The sequence below is a fragment of the Pseudonocardia petroleophila genome, assembly GCF_014235185.1.
GTDB lineage: Bacteria > Actinomycetota > Actinomycetes > Mycobacteriales > Pseudonocardiaceae > Pseudonocardia > Pseudonocardia petroleophila.
On record NZ_CP060131.1, the window covers coordinates 3,531,556 to 3,549,544 of the forward strand.

18 protein-coding genes are annotated in these 17,989 nt (G+C 75.7%); 6 read left to right on the forward strand and 12 right to left on the reverse strand.

Going from position 1 to position 17,989, the window contains the following annotated elements; translation table 11 throughout:
- Positions 1 to 12: 12 nt before the first annotated feature.
- Together H6H00_RS17600 and H6H00_RS17605 are read left to right on the forward strand one after the other, a co-directional pair.
- Complete coding sequence (locus H6H00_RS17600; protein WP_185716847.1) at positions 13 to 945, forward strand: LLM class F420-dependent oxidoreductase; 933 nt, start codon at positions 13 to 15, stop codon at positions 943 to 945.
- On the forward strand, positions 946 to 1,140 hold the full coding sequence (locus H6H00_RS17605) for a hypothetical protein (protein ID WP_185716848.1): 195 nt from the start codon (positions 946 to 948) through the stop codon (positions 1,138 to 1,140).
- Here H6H00_RS17605 and H6H00_RS17610 read toward each other — a convergent pair.
- From H6H00_RS17610 to lpdA, 8 genes are all read right to left on the reverse strand, one after another.
- Entirely contained in the window at positions 1,137 to 1,598 is a 462-nt protein-coding gene (locus H6H00_RS17610) for an ArsR/SmtB family transcription factor (RefSeq protein WP_185716849.1), read from the reverse strand. The genes H6H00_RS17605 and H6H00_RS17610 overlap by 4 nt on opposite strands.
- Positions 1,599 to 1,611: 13 nt before the next feature.
- Complete coding sequence (locus tag H6H00_RS17615) at positions 1,612 to 2,718, reverse strand: serine hydrolase (RefSeq protein ID WP_185716850.1); 1,107 nt, start codon at positions 2,716 to 2,718, stop codon at positions 1,612 to 1,614.
- A gap of 39 nt (positions 2,719 to 2,757) precedes the next feature.
- Positions 2,758 to 3,498, reverse strand: coding sequence for a lipoyl(octanoyl) transferase LipB (gene lipB, locus H6H00_RS17620; protein WP_185716851.1), 741 nt, complete (start codon positions 3,496 to 3,498; stop codon positions 2,758 to 2,760).
- A gap of 29 nt (positions 3,499 to 3,527) precedes the next feature.
- Positions 3,528 to 4,484, reverse strand: a complete 957-nt coding sequence (locus H6H00_RS17625; protein ID WP_185716852.1) for an ABC transporter substrate-binding protein — start codon at positions 4,482 to 4,484, stop codon at positions 3,528 to 3,530.
- 77 nt (positions 4,485 to 4,561) lie between these two features.
- Positions 4,562 to 5,785, reverse strand: coding sequence for an NAD(P)/FAD-dependent oxidoreductase (locus tag H6H00_RS17630; protein WP_185716853.1), 1,224 nt, complete (start codon positions 5,783 to 5,785; stop codon positions 4,562 to 4,564).
- Complete coding sequence (locus H6H00_RS17635; RefSeq protein WP_185716854.1) at positions 5,782 to 6,672, reverse strand: TIGR01777 family oxidoreductase; 891 nt, start codon at positions 6,670 to 6,672, stop codon at positions 5,782 to 5,784. Before H6H00_RS17635 ends, H6H00_RS17630 begins: the two co-directional genes overlap by 4 nt.
- A gap of 68 nt (positions 6,673 to 6,740) precedes the next feature.
- Positions 6,741 to 8,579, reverse strand: coding sequence for a 2-oxoglutarate dehydrogenase, E2 component, dihydrolipoamide succinyltransferase (gene sucB, locus H6H00_RS17640; protein ID WP_185716855.1), 1,839 nt, complete (start codon positions 8,577 to 8,579; stop codon positions 6,741 to 6,743).
- Positions 8,580 to 8,621: 42 nt separating this feature from the next.
- Positions 8,622 to 10,004: a dihydrolipoyl dehydrogenase gene (gene lpdA, locus H6H00_RS17645; RefSeq protein ID WP_185716856.1), complete on the reverse strand. Its 1,383-nt coding sequence runs from the start codon at positions 10,002 to 10,004 to the stop codon at positions 8,622 to 8,624.
- A gap of 148 nt (positions 10,005 to 10,152) precedes the next feature.
- Between lpdA and H6H00_RS17650 the strand changes: the two genes are divergently transcribed.
- The gene (locus H6H00_RS17650; RefSeq protein ID WP_185716857.1) at positions 10,153 to 10,494 is read left to right on the forward strand and encodes an oxidoreductase; all 342 of its coding nucleotides are present in this window, start codon (positions 10,153 to 10,155) and stop codon (positions 10,492 to 10,494) included.
- Positions 10,495 to 10,500: 6 nt separating this feature from the next.
- On the opposite strand, the gene H6H00_RS17655 is transcribed toward H6H00_RS17650, so the two are convergent.
- Entirely contained in the window at positions 10,501 to 11,976 is a 1,476-nt protein-coding gene (locus H6H00_RS17655) for a leucyl aminopeptidase (protein WP_185716858.1), read from the reverse strand.
- A 100-nt stretch (positions 11,977 to 12,076) separates the two neighbouring features.
- Between H6H00_RS17655 and H6H00_RS17660 the strand changes: the two genes are divergently transcribed.
- The 3 genes from H6H00_RS17660 to H6H00_RS17670 are packed head-to-tail and all read left to right on the forward strand — an operon-like array spanning position 12,077 to position 15,529.
- Entirely contained in the window at positions 12,077 to 13,336 is a 1,260-nt protein-coding gene (locus H6H00_RS17660) for an APC family permease (protein ID WP_221775570.1), read from the forward strand.
- A gap of 10 nt (positions 13,337 to 13,346) precedes the next feature.
- Positions 13,347 to 14,411 (forward strand): glycine cleavage system aminomethyltransferase GcvT, encoded by a 1,065-nt coding sequence (gene gcvT / locus H6H00_RS17665; protein ID WP_185716859.1) that lies wholly within the window; start codon positions 13,347 to 13,349, stop codon positions 14,409 to 14,411.
- A gap of 20 nt (positions 14,412 to 14,431) precedes the next feature.
- Positions 14,432 to 15,529, forward strand: coding sequence for a branched-chain amino acid aminotransferase (locus H6H00_RS17670; protein WP_185716860.1), 1,098 nt, complete (start codon positions 14,432 to 14,434; stop codon positions 15,527 to 15,529).
- Positions 15,530 to 15,580: 51 nt separating this feature from the next.
- On the opposite strand, the gene H6H00_RS17675 is transcribed toward H6H00_RS17670, so the two are convergent.
- From H6H00_RS17675 to H6H00_RS17685, 3 genes are all read right to left on the reverse strand, one after another.
- Entirely contained in the window at positions 15,581 to 16,360 is a 780-nt protein-coding gene (locus tag H6H00_RS17675) for an adenosylcobinamide-GDP ribazoletransferase (RefSeq protein ID WP_185716861.1), read from the reverse strand.
- Positions 16,357 to 17,370 (reverse strand): nicotinate-nucleotide--dimethylbenzimidazole phosphoribosyltransferase, encoded by a 1,014-nt coding sequence (locus H6H00_RS17680; protein WP_185716862.1) that lies wholly within the window; start codon positions 17,368 to 17,370, stop codon positions 16,357 to 16,359. Before H6H00_RS17680 ends, H6H00_RS17675 begins: the two co-directional genes overlap by 4 nt.
- A 97-nt stretch (positions 17,371 to 17,467) precedes the next feature.
- Complete coding sequence (locus tag H6H00_RS17685; protein WP_344735947.1) at positions 17,468 to 17,989, reverse strand: bifunctional adenosylcobinamide kinase/adenosylcobinamide-phosphate guanylyltransferase; 522 nt, start codon at positions 17,987 to 17,989, stop codon at positions 17,468 to 17,470.

The window sequence follows — 17,989 nt, forward strand, 5'->3', positions numbered from 1 at the left end:
TATCCTCGACGAGTGGACTTCCGGATCTTCACCGAGCCCCAGCAGGGCGCCGACTACGACGACCTGCTCCGAGTCGCCCAGGCCGCCGAGGCCGCGGGCTACGACGCCTTCTTCCGCTCCGACCACTACCTCGCGATGGGCGACGCCTCCGGCGAACCCGGCCCCACCGACGCCTGGCTGACGCTCGCCGCCCTCGCCCGCGAGACGTCCCGGATCCGGCTCGGCACGCTCGTGTCGTCGGCGACGTTCCGGCTGCCCGGCCCGCTCGCGGTGTCCGTCGCGCAGGTCGACCGGATGTCGCGCGGACGCGTGGAGCTGGGCCTGGGCTCGGGCTGGTTCGACGCCGAGCACGCCGCGTACGGCATCCCCTTCCCGCCGCTGGGGGAGCGGTTCGACCGCCTCGCCGAGCAGCTGGAGATCATCACCGGGCTGTGGGGCACGCCGCCCGGCGAGCGCTACTCCTTCGACGGCGCGCACTACACCGTCACCGACTCCCCGGCGCTGCCCCAGCCGGTGCAGCAGCCGCGCCCGCCGATCGTCATCGGGGGCCGCGGGAAGAAGCGCACGCCGGAGCTGGCCGCGCGGTTCGCGGACGAGTTCAACGTGCCCTTCTCCGACGTCGACGCCGCGGCGGGGCAGTTCGAGCGCGTCGACGCCGCGTGCCGCGCGGTCGGCCGCGACCCCGCGGAGCTCGTGCGCTCCGTCGCGCAGGTCGTCTGCGTCGGCCGCGACGACGCCGAGATCGCCCGCCGCGCGCTCGCACTGGGCCGCGAGGTCGACGAGCTGCGCGCCAACGGGCTCGCCGGCACCCCCGGCGAGGTCGTCGACCGCATCGGCACCTGGCGGGAGAAGGCCGGCGTCACCCGGCTGTACCTGCAGCTCATGGACCTCGGTGACCTCGACCAGATCGACCTCATCGCCTCTGACGTCGTCGGGGCGCTCTAGGTGCTGCGCTGGAACCCGACCCTGATCCGCGCGACGGCCGCCGCCGCGGTCGCCGCGCTCGTGCTCACCACGGTGGTCGGGGCGTTCCAGCTGCCCGGTCTGGCGGTGGTGTCGATCGTCGTGGTGGGCGTCGGCGTCGCGGTCGCCGCGGTGCTGGTGTCGGCGCGGGGCCGCCGGGAGCAGCGCAGGGACTAGCGCAGCTGCCCCGCGACGTCGGCCGCCGCCGTGAGCAGCACGAGCGCGGGCACGACGACCCGCGGGGCCACCCGGTAGGTCCCGCGGCCGTCCTGCTCGACCAGTCCGGTGTGCGTCAGCGAGCGGAGGTGGTGGTAGAGCTGCCCCGTCGACGCGAGGCCGGCCGCCTCCTGCAGCTCGGCGGTGCCGCTCGGGCCGCCGGCCAGCAGGGCCCGCACGATGCCGGCCCGCGCGGGATGGCCCAGCGCGGCGAGCACCGCCAGCCGCGGCTCGTCGTCGAGGCCCAGCGCGCTGCCGGCGTCGTACTCGATCGTCCACCGGACGTCGCCGTGCAGGTGGACGTCGCCGGAGTAGCGCACGACCCCGGCCCCGCCGCCCGCGACCGGGGCACCCGCACCCTCCAGCGCCGCCACCCGTCGCTCCAGGTCGGTGAGGCGCGCGTCGACGGGATCGGTCACCGCACCAGGATCCTCACCCCGCGACCGCCGCCGCCAGCCGGTCCCGCACCGCGTCGTCGACGAGCACCCGCTGGCCCAGCAGCAGCGCACCGGAGGCCTCGATCTCCTGGTGGGCCTGCTGCGGCAGCCCGGACAGGGCCAGCACCGAGACCCCGACGGTGCCGTCGTCGCGGCGGATCGTGGCGGCGTAGCTGAGGACGCCGGGCAGGCTGCCGCCCTTCTGGCCGAGCCCGAGCACCCCGGGCGGGAGGCGGTCGGCGACGGCCCGCTCCAGGTGCCTCCTGGCGATGCCGGAGGCCAGCGGGCCCAGCGCGTCGGTGGCGACGGCGCGGTGCAGCGCCGCGAGCTGCGTCGCGGTGCCCGCCCACGCCCCGTCCCAGAGCCCGACGACCGCGTTCCAGGTGTCCTCGGGCACCGGTGCGGCCACCCCGTCCCCGCCCCCGCCTCCGGGCAGCGGGCCGCCGCTGTAGACCGCGCCCAGCGCGCGGGCGGCCGGGTCCCCGTCGGCGTAGGCCCGCCCCAGCTCCGCCGCGCGGCTGCGCCGGTCGCCGCCCGCGTCGGGCTGCAGCACCCACAGCGCCTCCCCGACGATGTGCGGCACGTCGAGCCCGTCCCAGCCGCCCGCCCCCGCCGCGGCGGTCAGCGCGTCCGGGCCGAGCGTGGCGAGGACGAGGTCGGCCGCGGCGTTGTCGCTGTAGTCGATCATCGAGGCGACGACGTCGTCCCAGGTGACGGTGTCGGGGGTGCCGAGGGCCGCGAGGGCCCGCGGGTGGGCGTCGGCGTCGGAACCGGGGAGGTACCAGCGCTCCCATCCGGCGACGGCGACGGGGCCCGCGGGGTCGATCCGGCCCGCCTCGACGGCCAGCGCGTAGGCCGCCAGGTGCGTCACCTTCACCGACGACGCGATCGGCCGCGGCCGGTCGGCGAGGTGGGCGAACGCGGCGCCGCGGCCGTCGTCGACGAGGACCGAGGCGTGGTCCGGGTGCGCGGCGATCCAGTCGACCAGCGCCTCGGGCCCGTCGACCGGTCCGGCCGCCGGGGCCGGCGCGGGGGAGCCGCAGGCGGCGGCCACGGCCAGCAGGGCGGTGCCGCCGAGCAGGCGGCGTCGGGTGAGTGTCATGGTTCCTCCGTAATTCCGGAATTACGGAGAAGTCTAGGTCTACTGCAGCGAGGGGTGCAGCCGCAGGTCGAGACCGGCCGGTGCGGCGGCCCGCGCCACCGGGTGCTCGGCGACGGCGAGCCGCCCGTCGAGGGCGTCGAGGACGGCCGCGGTGACGTCGTCGATCACGTCGTCGACGCGCACCGGGCGGCCCAGCTCGCCGGACAGGGAGCTCACTCCGGCGTCGGTGATGCCGCAGGGCACGATGCGGTCGAACGCGGTGAGGTCGGGATCGCAGTTGAGCGAGAACCCGTGCAGCGTGACGCCGCCCTGCACGCGCACCCCGATCGCCGCGACCTTGCGCTCCGGGCGCCGGTCGTCGGCCGGCAGCCAGACGCCGCTGCGCCCGTCGATCCGCCCGGCCGCGGTGACCCCCAGCCCGTGCACGACGTGGATCAGGGCCTCCTCCAGCCTGCGGACGAAGTCGACGACGTCCAGCGGCTCGGCCAGCCCGGTGATCGGGTAGCCGACGAGCTGGCCGGGGCCGTGCCAGGTGATGCGCCCGCCGCGGTCGACGTCGACGACGGGGGTGCCGTCGACGGGCCGGTCCTGCGGCTGCGTGCGCTTGCCCGCGGTGTAGACCGAGTGGTGCTCGAGCAGCATGAGCACGTCGTCGCCGCCCTCGCGCCGGGCCGCGGCGTTCGCCCGCTGCACGTCCCACGCGGCGAGGTAGTCGACCAGGCCGAGCCGGTCGACGCGGACGGGGTCGGTGCTGCGCCGGCAGCTTATGCGGTGGACCACGCCTGCACGGTACGCCGGGGCGGACCGGGTCAGAGCTCCAGCACCGGGGCGAGCGCGTCGAGCAGGACCGGGACGGTCGGCGGGGTGACCGGGAACCCCGCGGCGTTCTGCTGCGCGGTCAGCACGACGCAGCGGCCCTGCGCGATGACCGGGATCGCCGAGAACACCGGGTCGGCGAGCAGAGCGGCCTGCAGCTCGTCACCCGCGTGGCCGATGATCACCACGTCGACGTCGAGGCGTGCGGAGGCGAGCTCCAGCGACACGTCCTCGTAGCCGTCGACGGCGGTGGGGGAGTCCGCCACCCGCACGTTCAGCTCGGCCAGGAAGTTGGGCAGCTCGGCGCCGGGCACGCGGAAGTTGACGGTCCCGTCGTCCTGGTAGCTCAGCAGCACCGCGGCGGTGACCGGGGTGGCGCGCCGGGCCGCGGTGATCTGCGCGTCCACCTCGCCGATCACCCGCCGCGCCGTGTCCGGCGCGCCGAAGACCTCGCCGAGGAGCGTGACGGTGGCCCGCAGGTCGGTCTCCGGCAGCTGGACGAGCGGCGCGACGGCGCGGGCGGGCTCCCAGTAGTCGCCGAGGTCGCCGTTGGCCAGGATGAGGTCCGGTTCGAGCGCCGCGATCGCCTCGACCGGCACCCCGTCGGCGATGCCGAAGGCGGGCCCGCCCGCGAGCTGCTCGGCGATCCAGGGGTACTCCTCCGGGGTCGCCTCGCCGCCGTAGCCGACGATCTCGTACTCCGCGGTCAGGAAGGGCGCCAGGAACGGGACGACGCGGTTGCCGTTCATCACGACGATCCGGCGCGGGGCCCGGTCCAGCACCACCGGCCCGTCGTCGGGGGTGGTGACGGTGCGCGGGAAGCCGGGCTCGACGGGACCCGTCGCCGGAGCCGGGGCGCAGGCGGTGACCAGGCCGGCCGCGCCCAGCAGGCCGAGGAACCGGCGGCGGGTGGCGTCGTCGACCGGGCGGGGCAGGAGTGCGAGCGGCACGGGGGCTCCTCGGGTGGGACCGGATCCGGTGGAGTGAACCAAGCACCTGTTCCGGCAACCACTCGTCGCAGGCCCGCTCAGACCCCCAGGTGCGCCAGCACCGCCTGCGCCGCGCGCCGGCCGCTGACCAGCGCCCCCTGCGTCGACGGGGTGTCGCGGTGGTCGCCCGCCACGAACAGGCCGTCGCCGAGCGCGACGTCGCGCCGCACCGGGTGGCCCGGGCGGAACGCCGGAAGGGCGGCGCGGACGTCCGCGGTGTGCAGGTGCTCCCACCCGCCGGCCGGTCGGCCGTAGATCCGGGCCAGCTCGCGGCGGACCTCCGGCTCCGGCTGCGGGGCGCCGAGCACGGTCGAGGAGATCAGCGACCGGCGGTCGGGGGAGTAGCCGGGGGCGGCGCGGGTGAGCACCACGGTGTTGGCGACGGGGCCGCGCGTGGCGTCGAGGTGCAGGACCGGCAGCTCGGCGGGCGGGGTGTCCGTGACGTGGTAGTAGGTGGTGAGCGCGTGCATCGGCGCGACGTCGAGGCCGGGGAGCAGGGTCCCCGCGGTGACCGGGTCGGTCGCGACGAGCACCGCCCGCGCCGTCAGCTCGCCGTCGGCGGTGTGCACGACACCGGGCCGCACGGTCGTGACGCGCCGCCCCAGCCGGAGCACGCCGTCGGGCAGCCCCGCGGCGAGCTGCGCGGGCAGCGCACCCATGCCCTCGGCGGGCACCGCGACCGTGCCGAGCGCGAAGCTGCGCCACACCAGCCGCACGTAGCCCGCCGAGGTCTCCAGCGCCGACTCCCCGAGCACACCGGACAGGAACGGCCGCAGGAACCGCTCCACGACCGGCCCGTCCAGACCCGCGGCCGCGAGGTCCTGCGCGGCCGACCGGTCGATCATCCCGGCCGTGCGCGACGGCGGGGCGGCCAGCACGCGGGCGGTCCAGGCGACCAGCTTCGCCTTGTCGGCGACGCCGAACAGCCCGTCGACGGCCGTCGCGACCGCCTGCGACGGGCGCCGCGCGGGGTTGGTGAACCGGTGCAGCCTGCCCCCGGCGCCGCGGATCGCCGCACCCGGCTCGAACGCGCGCAGGTCGAGCGCGGGCAGGTTCGCGGCGGCCCGCAGCGCCGGGTAGGAGGTGTTGAGCACCTGGAACCCGCGGTCGCAGCGGAACCCGTCGACGACGTCGGTGGCCATCCGGCCGCCGGGCCGGTCGGCGGCGTCGAGGACCACGACGTCGAGCCCGCGGTGGGTGAGCAGCTGCGCGGCGCGCAACCCCGCGAGCCCGGCGCCGACGACGAGGACGTCGGGGGTCACGAGCCGACGGCGGCGGAGAGCGCCTCGCCGATCGCCTGGTGCCGGAACTGGTACCCGGCGGCCTGCAGCCGGGCGGGCACGACGCGCTGCCCGTAGAGCAGCATCTCCTCGCCCATCGACCCGCCGACGGTCCGGATCAGGAACGCCGGGACGGGGATCGACGTGGGCCGGCCGACGGCGGCGGCCAGCGCCTTCGTCAGCTCCGCGTTGGTGACGGGCGTGGGCCCGACGAGGTTCACCGGGCCGCTGATCGACGGCGTCTCCAGCGCGAACCGGATCCCGCCCACCTCGTCGTCGAGCGACACCCAGGGCATGTACTGCGTGCCCGGGCCGAGCCGCCCGCCCAGGAACGCCTTGAACAGCGGCCGCAGCAGGCCGAGCAGCCCACCGGCGGGGGACAGCACGAGACCGGTGCGGAGCAGGACCACCCGGGCCCCGGCCTCCTGCGCCTTCGCCGTGGCGGCCTCCCACTCGGCGCACACCTCGGCGAGGAACCCGGCGCCGTGCGGAGCGGTCTCGTCGACCGCGCGACCCGCCGTGTCGCCGTAGAAGCCGGTGGCGGACCCGGACAGGAACGCGGGCACCCCGTGCTCGGCGACGGCGGCGGCCAGCACCTCCGTGGGCACCAGCCGGCTGTCGCGCACCTCCTGCTTGCGCGCACCGGTCCACGGGCGGTCGGCGATCCCGACACCGCCCAGGTTGATCACCGCGTCGACGCCGTCGAAGGTGCCGTCGTCGATGCGCCCGGCCGGGGGGTCCCACCCCCGCTCGTCGGGGGCGGCCGGCGGCCTGCGGACGAGCCGCAGGACGTCGTGCCCCGCCTCCCGCAGGTGGGAGACCAGAGCTGTTCCGATCAGACCGGACGAACCGGCGATGACGACGCGCACGCGGTGAATACTCGCGGAACGGCGAAGGGCGCGCGACCCGGGGTCGCGCGCCCTCCGTGCGGCCGGGGCTAGAGGCCGAGATCGGCCTCGAACGCGCCCTCCTCGAGCCGGGCCTTGATCGCCGAGACGAACCGGCCGGCGTCGGCGCCGTCGACCAGGCGGTGGTCGTAGGTCAGCGGCAGGTAGCAGACGGAACGGACCGCGATGACGTCGTCGCCGTCGGCGCCCGTCACCACCATCGGCTGCTTGGTGATCACGCCGGTGCCCAGGATGGCGACCTGGGGCTGGTTGATGATCGGTGTGTCGAACAGCGCACCGGCGCTGCCGATGTTGGTGATGGTGAACGTGCCGCCGGACAGCTCGTCGGGGCCGATCTTGCTGTCGCGCGTGCGGGCCGCGACGTCGGCGATCTTGCGGGCGATCCCGGCGATGTTGAGGTCCTCGGCGTTCTTGATGACCGGGACGAGGAGGCCGCGGGGGGTGTCGACCGCGACCGCGAGGTGCACGTTCGCGTGGTACGTCACCTCCTTGGTCTCGTCGTTGATCGACGCGTTGACCTGCGGGAACGCCTTGAGCGCCTCGACGACCGCCTTCGCGAAGAACGGCAGGAAGGTGAGCTTGACGCCCTCGCGGCGCTCGAACTCCGCCTTCGCCCGCGTGCGGAGCTTCGCGATGCGGGTCATGTCGACCTGCTGGACCGTCGTGAGCTGCGCGGAGACCGCCAGCGACTCGGTCATCCGCTGCGCGATCACCTGGCGCAGGCGCGGCATCTTCACCGTGGTGCCGGGCTCCGGGGCGCCCTTGGCCGGCTTGGCGACGGCCTGCGGCGCGGCCGGGGCCGACCCGCCCGCTCCACCCGAGGACGCCGGGGCCGCGGCGGGCTCGGGTGCGGGCTCCGGCTCGGGGGCGGCCGACTCCGCCGCGGCGAGCACGTCCTGCTTGCGGATGCGCCCGCCGACCCCGGACCCGGTGACCGTCGAGAGGTCGACGCCGTGCTCGGTGGCCAGCTTGCGGACCAGCGGCGTGACGTACGGGGCGCCGGTGGGGGCGTCGCCGCCGCCGGAGGAACCGTTCGACTCGGGCCGCGACGGCTGCTCGGAGGCGACGTCCTCGCGCTCGGCCGCCTCCTGCGCCTTCGGGGCCTCCGCGGGGGCCTTCTCCTGCGCCTTCGGGGCGGGCTCCGCCTTCTCCGCCGGCTCGGCCTGCTTCGGCTCCGGCTTCTTCTCCGGCTCCGGGGCGGGCTTCTCCTCGGCCTCCGCGGGAGCGGCGGACCCGTCGCCGATGACGGCGAGCTGCCCGCCGACCTCGACGGTCTCGTCCTCGCCCGCGGTGATCTCCAGCAGCGTGCCGGCGACGGGGGACGGGATCTCGGTGTCGACCTTGTCGGTGGAGACCTCGAGCAGCGGCTCGTCGACCTCGACGGAGTCGCCGACCTCCTTGAGCCAGCGCGTCACGGTGCCCTCGGTGACGCTCTCGCCCAGCTCGGGCATGGTGATCGCGGTGCCGGAGCCGGTGGACTCCGTGGCGGCCTTCGGGGCCTCCTCCGGCTCCTCCTGCTCGGTGGAGGGCTCCTCGGCGGGGGCCTCCTCCTGGGCGGGCTCCTCCTCGGCCGCGGGCTCCGCGGGGGCGTCACCGGAGTCACCGCCGGAGTCGCCGCCGCCGGACTCCTCGCCGTCGCCGATGACGGCGAGCTCGCCGCCGACCTCGACGGTCTCGTCCTCCCCGGCGACGATGCGCTGCAGCACACCGGCGGCGGGAGAGGGGATCTCGGTGTCGACCTTGTCGGTGGAGACCTCGAGCAACGGCTCGTCGACCTCGACCCGGTCACCCTCCTGCTTGAGCCAGCGGGTGACGGTGCCCTCGGTGACGCTCTCACCGAGCGCGGGCATCTGGACGGAGAACGCCATGGCTCTCGGGGCTCCTTACTTCTACGCGGATCGGGGGAGCGGTCAGGAGTGGCTGTGCAGGGGCTTGCCGGCCAGCGCCAGGAACGCCTCGCCGAACGCCTCGTTCTGGGTGGGGTGGGCGTGGATCAGGGCGGCGACGTCCTCGGCCTGGGCGTCCCAGTTGTAGACCAGCTGGGCCTCGCCGATGAGCTCGCCGACGCGGGCGCCGACCATGTGGATGCCGACGACCGGCCCCTCGGTGCCCTTGGCGCCGGTCTTGATCAGCTTGATCGCGCCCTGCGTCTGCAGGATCTGCGACTTGCCGTTGCCGGCCAGGTCGTAGGTGAGCGTCTCGATCTCGCCGTACTTCTCCTTGGCCTGCGTCTCGGTGAGGCCGACGGAGGCGACCTCCGGCTCGCAGTAGGTGACGCGCGGGATGCCGGCCTCGTCGAGCACCGGCGGGTTGAGCCCGGCCAGGTCCTCGGCGAGGAAGATGCCCTGGGCGAAGCCGCGGTGCGCGAGCTGCAGGCCGGGGACGATGTCGCCGAGCGCGTAGACGTTCTCGAGGTTGGTGCGCAGCCGCTCGTCGGTGAGGACGAAGCCGCGCTCCATCGTGACGCCCGCCTCCTCGTACCCGGCGTTGGCGGTGTTGGGGCCGCGGCCGATGGCGACGAGCAGCAGGTCGGCCTCGATCTCCTCGCCGGACTCCAGCGACACCGTGACGGCGTCGTCGGTCTGCTTGGCGCCGGTGAACTTCACGCCGGTCTTGAAGGTGATCTTGCGCTTGCGGAACGCGCGCTCCAGGGCCTTGGACGCGAACTCGTCCTCGTTGGGCACCAGGTGCGGCAGCGCCTCGACGATCGTGACGTCGGCGCCGAAGCTCTTGAAGACGCTGGCGAACTCGACGCCGATGACGCCGCCGCCGAGCACCACGACCCGCTTCGGGGCCTCGTCGAGGTGGATCGCCTCGTAGGAGGTGACGATGCGGCCGCCGATGTCGAGGCCGGGCAGCGACTTCGCGTAGCTGCCGGTGGCGAGCACCACCTTCTTCCCGACGTACCGGTCGTCGCCGACGACGACGGCGTTCGGGCCCTCGAACCGGCCCGTTCCGTCGACCAGGGTGATCTTGCGGGACTTCACCAGCCCCTGCAGCCCCTTGTAGAGCTTGGCGATCACGCCGTCCTTGTAGGAGTTGACGCCCGCCATGTCGATGCCGTCGAACGTGCTCCGCACGCCGATGCGCTCGCCCTCGCGGGCGGAGTCGGCCACCTCGGCCGCGTGCAGCAGTGCCTTGGTCGGGATGCAGCCGTAGTGCAGGCAGGTGCCGCCGAGCTTGTCCTTCTCGATCAGCACGACCGACATCCCCAGCTCCGCAGCGCGCAGCGCGCAGGCGTAACCACCCGATCCGCCGCCGAGGATCACCAGGTCCGCGTTGTGCTCGGGCACGTGAGAACTCCCTATCGAGATCAGCCGTCGCGGCATGTCACGCCGCCTGCGGCCATCCTGTCATCCGGCGCGCCGTCGTGTGAGCCCTGGTCGGGTCGGGAGAGAATCCGTGCCCCTGCGCGTTGGGGATCGCAGGAGGTGGTCGGAGATGGGCCTGCTGGACAGGTTGCGGGGACGGCGCGCGGGCACCACGCGCACCGGGCGGCGCGAGGACGAGGAGCACCTGCGGGAGTGGTTCGCCGCGCACGAGGGCGTCGAGGGGTTCGTCGAGCCGCGCACCGCGGTCACCGAGACCACGATGCTGCTCGTCGACGCCGACGGGGCGTGGACGCGGCGCCGCGTCACCGGCCCGGACGCGGCCCGCAGGCTGGCGAGGTCGCTGAAGATGCCGGTGTACGACACGCAGCTGATGGGCTACCCGCAGCGCATGCGCGACCACGACGCCCGCGAGAAGATCCTCCGCGAACGGGCCCGCCGCGACGGCCCGTGACCCCGGTCAGCCGTTCTCGGCGATGTCGGTGAGCAGGGCCCACAGGGTGCGGACGGGGACGCCGGTGCCGCCCTTCGCGGTGTAGCCGTACGGGCCGCCGGTGTGGAAGCTCGGGCCGGCGATGTCGATGTGGGCCCACGGCAGGCCGTCGGGCACGAACTCCGACAGGAACACCCCGGCCACGAGCATGCCGCCCCAGCGGGTGCCGGAGACGTTGGCGAGGTCGGCCACGCGGGAGTCGAGGTCGGCGCGCAGGTGCTCGGGCAGCGGCATGGCCCACCCGCCCTCGCCCGTGGCCTGCGCGTGGGCGGCGATGCGGTCGCGCAGCTCCTCGGTGCCCATGACGCCCGCGGTGCGGGTGCCGAGCGCCACCATCTGCGCGCCGGTCAGGGTGGAGGTCTCGATGAGGTAGTCGGGCTCGTCCTCGGCGGCGCGGACGATCGCGTCGGCCAGGATCAGCCGGCCCTCGGCGTCGGTGTTGAGCACCTCGACGGTCTTCCCGCCGTACATGGTCAGCACGTCACCGGGCCGGTAGGCGGTGTCGGACGGCATGTTCTCGGCCATCGGGACGGTCGCGGTGACGGCGACCGGCAGCCCGAGGCGCGCGGCGAGCACGGTCGTCGCGATGACGGCGGCGGCCCCGCTCATGTCCGAGGTCATCTGGTCCATGTTCGCGGCCGGCTTGATCGAGATGCCGCCGGTGTCGAACGTGATGCCCTTGCCGACGAGCGCGACCTTCTTGCGCGGGGCGTCGCCGCCCGCCCAGGTCAGCCGCACGAGCCGGGGCTTGCGCGCCGAGCCCTGCCCGACGCCGGACACGCCGCCGAACCCGCCCTCGACGAGCGCGACGTCGTCGAGCACCTCGACCTCGACGCCCGCGGCCTCCGCCAGCTCCCGCGCCCGGGCGGCGAACGACTCCGGGTACAGCGCGTTGGGCGGGGTGTTGATGAGGTCGCGGGCGGTGGTGACGGCGGTGGCCACCGCGGTGGCGACGCGCAGGGCGTCGGCCGCGTCGGCGTCGGAGGACAGGACGTCGACCCGCCCCACCGGCTCCGTGCCGCCGCCGTTGCCGCGGAACTCGGTGAACGCGTACGCCCCGAGCAGCGTGCCCTCCGCGGCCGCGGCGAGGTCGATGCGGCCCAGCGTCGACAGGGCGTGACCGGTGCCGGCGAGCGCGCGGGCCGCCGCCCCCGAGGCGCGGCGCACGGCGTCGGGTCCGGGGTCGCCCGTCCCGAGCCCGACGGCCACCAGCAGCGGCGCGGTGATCGCCCCGCGGGTGGGGATCCGCACGACCTCCTCGAGCTTGCCGGTGGCGCCCGCCACCGCGAGCAGCTCGGCGAGCGCGCCGTCGAAGGCGGTGTCGATCTCGACGGCGCCGTCCGCGAGGGCCAGGTCCCCCTCGGTGGCGGACAGGCCGATCACGACGGCGTCGACGGTGGCGGCGGCGGGGTCGCCGCTGCCGAGCTGCAGTTCGGTGGGCACGGTGCTCCTCTCGACGGACTCCTCGGGTGAGACCGGTTCGAGATGCTAATGACACCGCCGCGGTCGTCCGACCGGCAGGGGCGGATGACAGGGTGTCGCGGTGCCAGAGAGCGTGCAGAGACGGCTGGGGACACCGGATGCGGTGGTCCTCGGTCTCGCGGCGATGCTCGGGACGGGGGTGTTCGCCGTCTGGGGACCCGCGGCGGCCGCGGCGGGTCCCTGGCTGCTGGTGGCGGTCGTCCTGGCCGCGGCGGTGGCGACCTGCAACGCCGGGTCCACCGCCGACCTCGCCGTCGCGCACCCGGAGAGCGGCGGCGGCTACGTCTACGGCCGCGAGCGGCTCGCGCCAGGGGCCGGGCGGCTCGCCGGCGTCGCGTTCCTGGCGGGCAAGACGTCCTCGGCCGCCGCGGCGGCGGGGGTGTTCGGCAGCTACGTGCTGCCCTCGCAGCCCGTGGCGGCCGCGGTCGTCGTCATCGTGGCGGTCACCGCGCTGAACACCTCGGGGATCCGCTGGACGGCCCGCGGCGCGTACGCGCTGGTCGGCGGCACGCTGGCGGTGCTCGCGCTGGTGGTCGTCAGCGGGCTGCTCGGGGCGGGCGACGACGTCACCGCGGCCGCCGTGCCGACCGGGGAGATCCCGCAGCAGGTGGCCGGTGGCCCGCTGGGCGCGTTCACCGCGGCCGGGCTGATCTTCTTCGCGTTCGCCGGGTACGCCCGCATCGCGACGCTCGCCGAGGAGGTCCGCGACCCCGCGCGCACCCTGCGCCGCGCCGTCGAGGTGGCGCTCGCGATCGCGCTCGTGACGTACCTGCTGGTCGGGATCGCGCTGATCGTCGGGCTCGGGATCGACCGCCTCGCCACCGAGACCTCCCCGCTCGTGACGCTCGTCGACACCGGGCCGTCGCCGTCGCTGGGCGTGCTCGTCCGCGTCGGGGCGGCCGTCGCGGCGGGGTCGGCGCTGCTGTCGGTGCTGGTCGGCGTCAGCCGCACGGCGCTGGCGATGGCCCGGCGCACCGAGCTGCCGGGTGCGCTGGCCGTCATCGGCCGCACGGGCACCCCGTGGCGGGCCGACGTCGCGGGCGGCCTCGTCGCGATCGGGATCGCGCTCGTCGCCGGGCCGGCCGCGGCCATCGCGCTGTCGGCCTGCTCGGTCCTCGTCTACTACGCCGTGATCAACCTCGCGGCCCTGCGGCTGACCCGCGACGAGCGCCGCTGGCCGATGTGGACGTCCTGGGCCGGGTTCGTGCTGTGCCTGGCCCTCGCCGCGCTGCTGCCCTTCCCGCAGGTGGCGATCACGGTGCTGGTGCTGGTGATCGGGTGGACCCTCTGCACGATGCTGGGCGGCGACCGCGCCCGGTAGCGTCCCGGGCGTGGACGATCTCCTCACCAGCCCGCTGCACGACCGCCACCTCGCACTCGGGGCCACCCTCGGGGCGTTCGGCGGGTGGTCGATGCCGCTGTCCTACCCCGACGGCACGGTCGCCGAGCACACCGCCGTGCGCGAGGGCGTCGGCGTGTTCGACGTCAGCCACCTCGGCAAGCTCGCCATCACCGGCCCCGGCGCGGCCGAGCTGGTGAACCGCACCTTCACCGCCGACCTCGGGAAGATCGCCCCCGGCCAGGCGCAGTACACGCTGTGCTGCACCGACGGCGGCGGCGTGGTCGACGACGTCATCGTCTACCTGGTCGGCCCCGACGAGGTGCTCGCCGTCCCCAACGCCGCCAACGCCGCCGCGGTCGCGGAGATCCTGCGCGCCGACGCCCCCGCGGGCGTCACCGTCACCGACCGGCACCGCGACCTCGCGGTGCTCGCCGTGCAGGGTCCCCGGGTCGCCGACGTGCTCCCCGACGTGCCCGAGCTGGACTACATGGCGTTCGCCGACGTCGACGGCATGCGGGTGTGCCGCACCGGTTACACCGGCGAACGGGGCTACGAGCTGCTCGTCCCCGCCGCCGACGCTCCCGCCGTGTGGGACCGGATCGTCGCCGCGGGGGCCCGGCCGGCGGGTCTCGCCGCCCGCGACACGCTGCGCACCGAGATGGGCTACCCGCTGCACGGCCAGGACCTCTCCGTCGACATCTCGCCGGTGCAGGCGGGCAGCGGCTGGGCCGTCGGCTGGGCGAAGGAGGCGTTCCGGGGCAAGGACGCGCTCGCCGCGGAGAAGGCGGCCGGGCCCGTCCGGCGGCTGCGCGGCCTGCGCGCCACCGGCCGCGGCGTGCCCCGCGCGGGGATGGACGTGCTGGCCGGGGGAGCCCGGGTCGGCGTCACCACCTCCGGCACGTTCTCGCCCACCCTGAAGTGCGGGATCGCGCTCGCCCTGATCGACTCCGCGTCGGGGGTGGGCCTCGACGACACCGTCTCGGTCGACGTCCGCGGGCGGGCGCTGGAGTGCCTCGTCGTGAAGCCGCCGTTCGTCGCGTCACACGTGCGCTGACTCTTGCTACCGTCACGGCCATGACCGCGTTCTCCCGCACCCCCCACCCGTCACCGGTGCCGGAGGACCGGCGTGCCGAGATCCTCGCCGACCCCGGTTTCGGCCGGTACTTCACCGACCACATGGTGACGATCCCGTGGACCGCCGAGCAGGGCTGGCACAGCCCGTCGGTCGTGCCCTACGGACCGCTGCTGCTCGACCCGGCCTCGATGGTGCTGCACTACGGCCAGGAGATCTTCGAGGGGCTCAAGGCCTACCAGCAGCCCGACGGCTCCGTCGCCTCGTTCCGCCCCGACGCCAACGCGGCCCGCTTCCGCGCGTCCGCGGGGCGCCTCGCGATGGCCGAGCTGCCCGACGAGCTGTTCCTCGCCTCGCTCACCGAGCTGCTCACCGTCGACCGGGCGTGGGTGCCGCCCGCGGGCGGCGAGGAGTCGGTGTACCTGCGGCCGTTCATGCTCGCCACCGAGGTCGGGCTCGGGGTCCGGCCGTCGGCGGAGTACCTCTACGTGCTCATCGCCTCGCCCGCGGGCGCGTACTTCCCGGGCGGGGTCCAGCCCGTCGACGTGTGGCTGTGCACCGACTTCACCCGCGCCGCGGTGGGCGGCACCGGCACCGCGAAGTGCGGCGGCAACTACGCCGCGTCGCTGCTGCCGCAGGCCCAGGCCACCGCGCACGGCTGCGCGCAGGTCGCCTACCTCGACGCCGCCGAGCACCGGTGGGTCGAGGAGATGGGCGGGATGAACCTGTTCTACGTGTTCGGGTCGGGCGACTCGGTGGAGGTCGTCACGCCCGAGCTGAGCGGCTCCATCCTCCCGGGCATCACCCGGGACTCGCTGCTGCTGCTGGCCAAGGAGCTCGGCTGCGAGGTCACCGAGCGCCGGATCTCCGCGGAGGAGTGGCTCACCGGCTGCGCCTCCGGGGCCATCAGCGAGGTCTTCGCGTGCGGCACGGCGGCGGTGATCACGCCGGTCGGGAAGGTCAAGCACAACGAGGGCGAGGTCGTCGTCGGGGGCGGGGAGCCCGGCCCGGTCACGATGAGGCTGCGCGACCTGCTCACGAAGATCCAGCGGGGCACGGCGCCCGACACGCACAGCTGGATGCACACGCTGGTGAAGTGAAGCCCGTGCGCGGAAACGGCGGCGGGAGCAGCCGTTCCCGCGCACGAGGAATCAGGGGCCGCTGACCAGCACGACCAGCGCCGCGGTCGTCGCCAGCTCGGTCGCCGCGCCCAGCACGTCGCCCGTCATGCCGCCGAACCGGCGGGCGGTGTGCCACGACAGCAGCGCCACCAGCACCGCGCCCAGTGCCACCGCCACCACCCCGCGGACGCCGGCCAGGGCGGAGCCGGCGACGGCCAGTGCCAGCCACCACAGCACCGGGACCCACGCGGGCTGCGAGCCGGCGACCGTCGCGCCCAGGCCACCGGGCCGCGCGGCCGGGATGCCGCGCCGGCACACCCAGCCGAACCCGGCGCGCCCCGCGGCGGCGGCCAGTGCCGTGCTGCCGACGAGCGCGAGCGCCGGCCACGGCCCACCGCCGGGTCCGATCGCCGCGTCGAGCCACGGGTGCGCGGCCAGCGCCGCCGCCTGCACCCCGACCGCGACGACCAGCGCCACCACCCCGAACGGGCCCGCCCCGCCGTCGCGCATCACGGCCAGCGCGCGCTCCGGGGGGCCGTAGCAGCCGAGGCCGTCGGCGGTGTCGGCCAGCCCGTCGAGGTGCATGCCGCGGGTGGCCAGGCCGAGGAACCCGACGGCGAGCAGCCCGGCGACGAGCGGGGCCACGCCCAGCGCGGTCAGCCCGAGCAGCACCCCGCCCGCCGCGGCCCCGAGCAGCCCGCCCACGACGGGGGCCCAGCGGATCGCCCCGGCCGCGGTGCGGGCGTCGGGGGCCCCGGTGCGGACCGGCAGGACCGTCAGCCAGCTCAGCGCGAGGGCGAGGGCCCTCACGCCAGGTCGACGAGCGTGGCGGTCTCGGCCAGCACCCGGGCGGCCATCTGCAGCAGCGGGAGGACGGCGACGGCACCCGTGCCGTCACCGGTGCGCAGGCCGAGGTCGAGCACCGGGTCGAGGCTCAGGTGCGACAGGGCGAGCGCCATCGCGGGCTCGGGCGAGCGCTGCGCGGCCAGCCACCACGCGCGGGCGCCGGGCGCCAGCTCGTCGGCGACCATCGCGGCCGCGCCCACGACCAGCCCGTCGACGAGCACCGGCGTCCGGCGCACCGCGGCCTGCACGAGGATCCCGGTGAGCGCGGCCAGGTCGGCGCCTCCCGCGGTGCGCAGCAGCGCGAGCGGGTCGCGGACGTGCGGCTTGGCCCGGCGCAGCGCGTCGCGGACGGCGGCGGCCTTGCGCATCCAGCTCTGGTCGTCGATGCCGCTGCCCCGGCCGATCACGGCCACCGGCTCGGTGCCGGACAGCGCGCTGACCAGCGTCGAGGCCGACGTCGTGGCGCCCACGCCGAGCGAGGCGGGGATGAGCAGGTCGGCCCCGCCGTCCACCTCCTCGTCGACGACGGCGCGCCCCGCGGCGAACGCCTGCTCGGCCTCCTCCGCGGTGAGCGCGTCCTCGCGGTCGATGCGGCCGGAGCCGCGGCGGACGTGGTGCGGGTCGGACGAGTCGTGGTCGAGACCGACGTCGAGGACGCGGATCGACGCCCCGCTCACCGGCGCGAGCACCGAGACCGGCGCGGTGTGCTCGCGCACCGACCGCACCTGGTCGAGGGTCGCGGACGCGGCGTCGCGGGAGACCCCGGCCGCGGCGATCCCGTGGTCGGCGGCGACGACGACCACGCGCGGCCGCCCGGGCGGCAGCGGCGGGCACGCGCCCTGCGCGGCGGCGAGCCAGCAGCCCAGCTCGGCGAGGCGGCCCAGACCGCCCAACGGGACGGCGAGCTCGGCGTGCCGGGCCACCGCGGCCCGGTGGAACTCGGCGTCGGGCGGGGTGATCGCGGGGATGTCCACGGAGACTTCCTACTGGTCGCCCCCGACGGGCCGCGGGGCGGGGCGGTGATCGCGCCGACCCGGGCGGGCGGCGGCCGAGAGCCCGACCCCGGACGGGTCACTTGAGCCGCAGCACCAGACCGGCCACGAGCAGCACGACCTCGTCGGCCACCGCGGCCAGCGCGGCGTTCAGGGCGCCGAGCTCGTCGCGGAAGACCCGGCCCGACCGGGTGGCGGGCACGACCCCCAGCCCGGCCTCGGCCGACACCAGCACCACCCGGCCCGGGGCCGCGGCCACGGCGTCGACCAGCTCGGCCACCCGCACCCCGACCTGCGCCGGGACCGTCGGGGCGTCCCAGGCGCCCGCGTCGTCCAGGACGCCGGTGACCCAGGTGGCGAGGTCGTCGACCAGCAGGGGGCCGCCGCCCGCCCGGACGAGCGCGGCGACGTCGGGGGACTCCACGGTCTCCCACGCGGCGGGGCGGCGGGCGCGGTGGGCGTCGAGGCGGGCGTCCCACTCGGCGTCGCCGGGCCGCCGTGCGGCGGTGGCGAGGTAGCGGACCGGCGCGTCGGCGGGCAGCAGGTCCTCCGCGTACCCGGACTTGCCCGACCGCGTGCCGCCGAGCACCAGCGTGATCAC

Coding starts and splice junctions, on each gene's coding strand:
- H6H00_RS17670 (WP_185716860.1), top strand. CDS start 14,432: ATGACCGCGTTCTCCCGCACCCCCCACCCGTCACCGGTGCCGGAGGAC.
- sucB (WP_185716855.1), bottom strand. CDS start 8,579: ATGGCGTTCTCCGTCCAGATGCCCGCGCTCGGTGAGAGCGTCACCGAG.
- H6H00_RS17650 (WP_185716857.1), top strand. CDS start 10,153: ATGGGCCTGCTGGACAGGTTGCGGGGACGGCGCGCGGGCACCACGCGC.
- H6H00_RS17615 (WP_185716850.1), bottom strand. CDS start 2,718: ATGACACTCACCCGACGCCGCCTGCTCGGCGGCACCGCCCTGCTGGCC.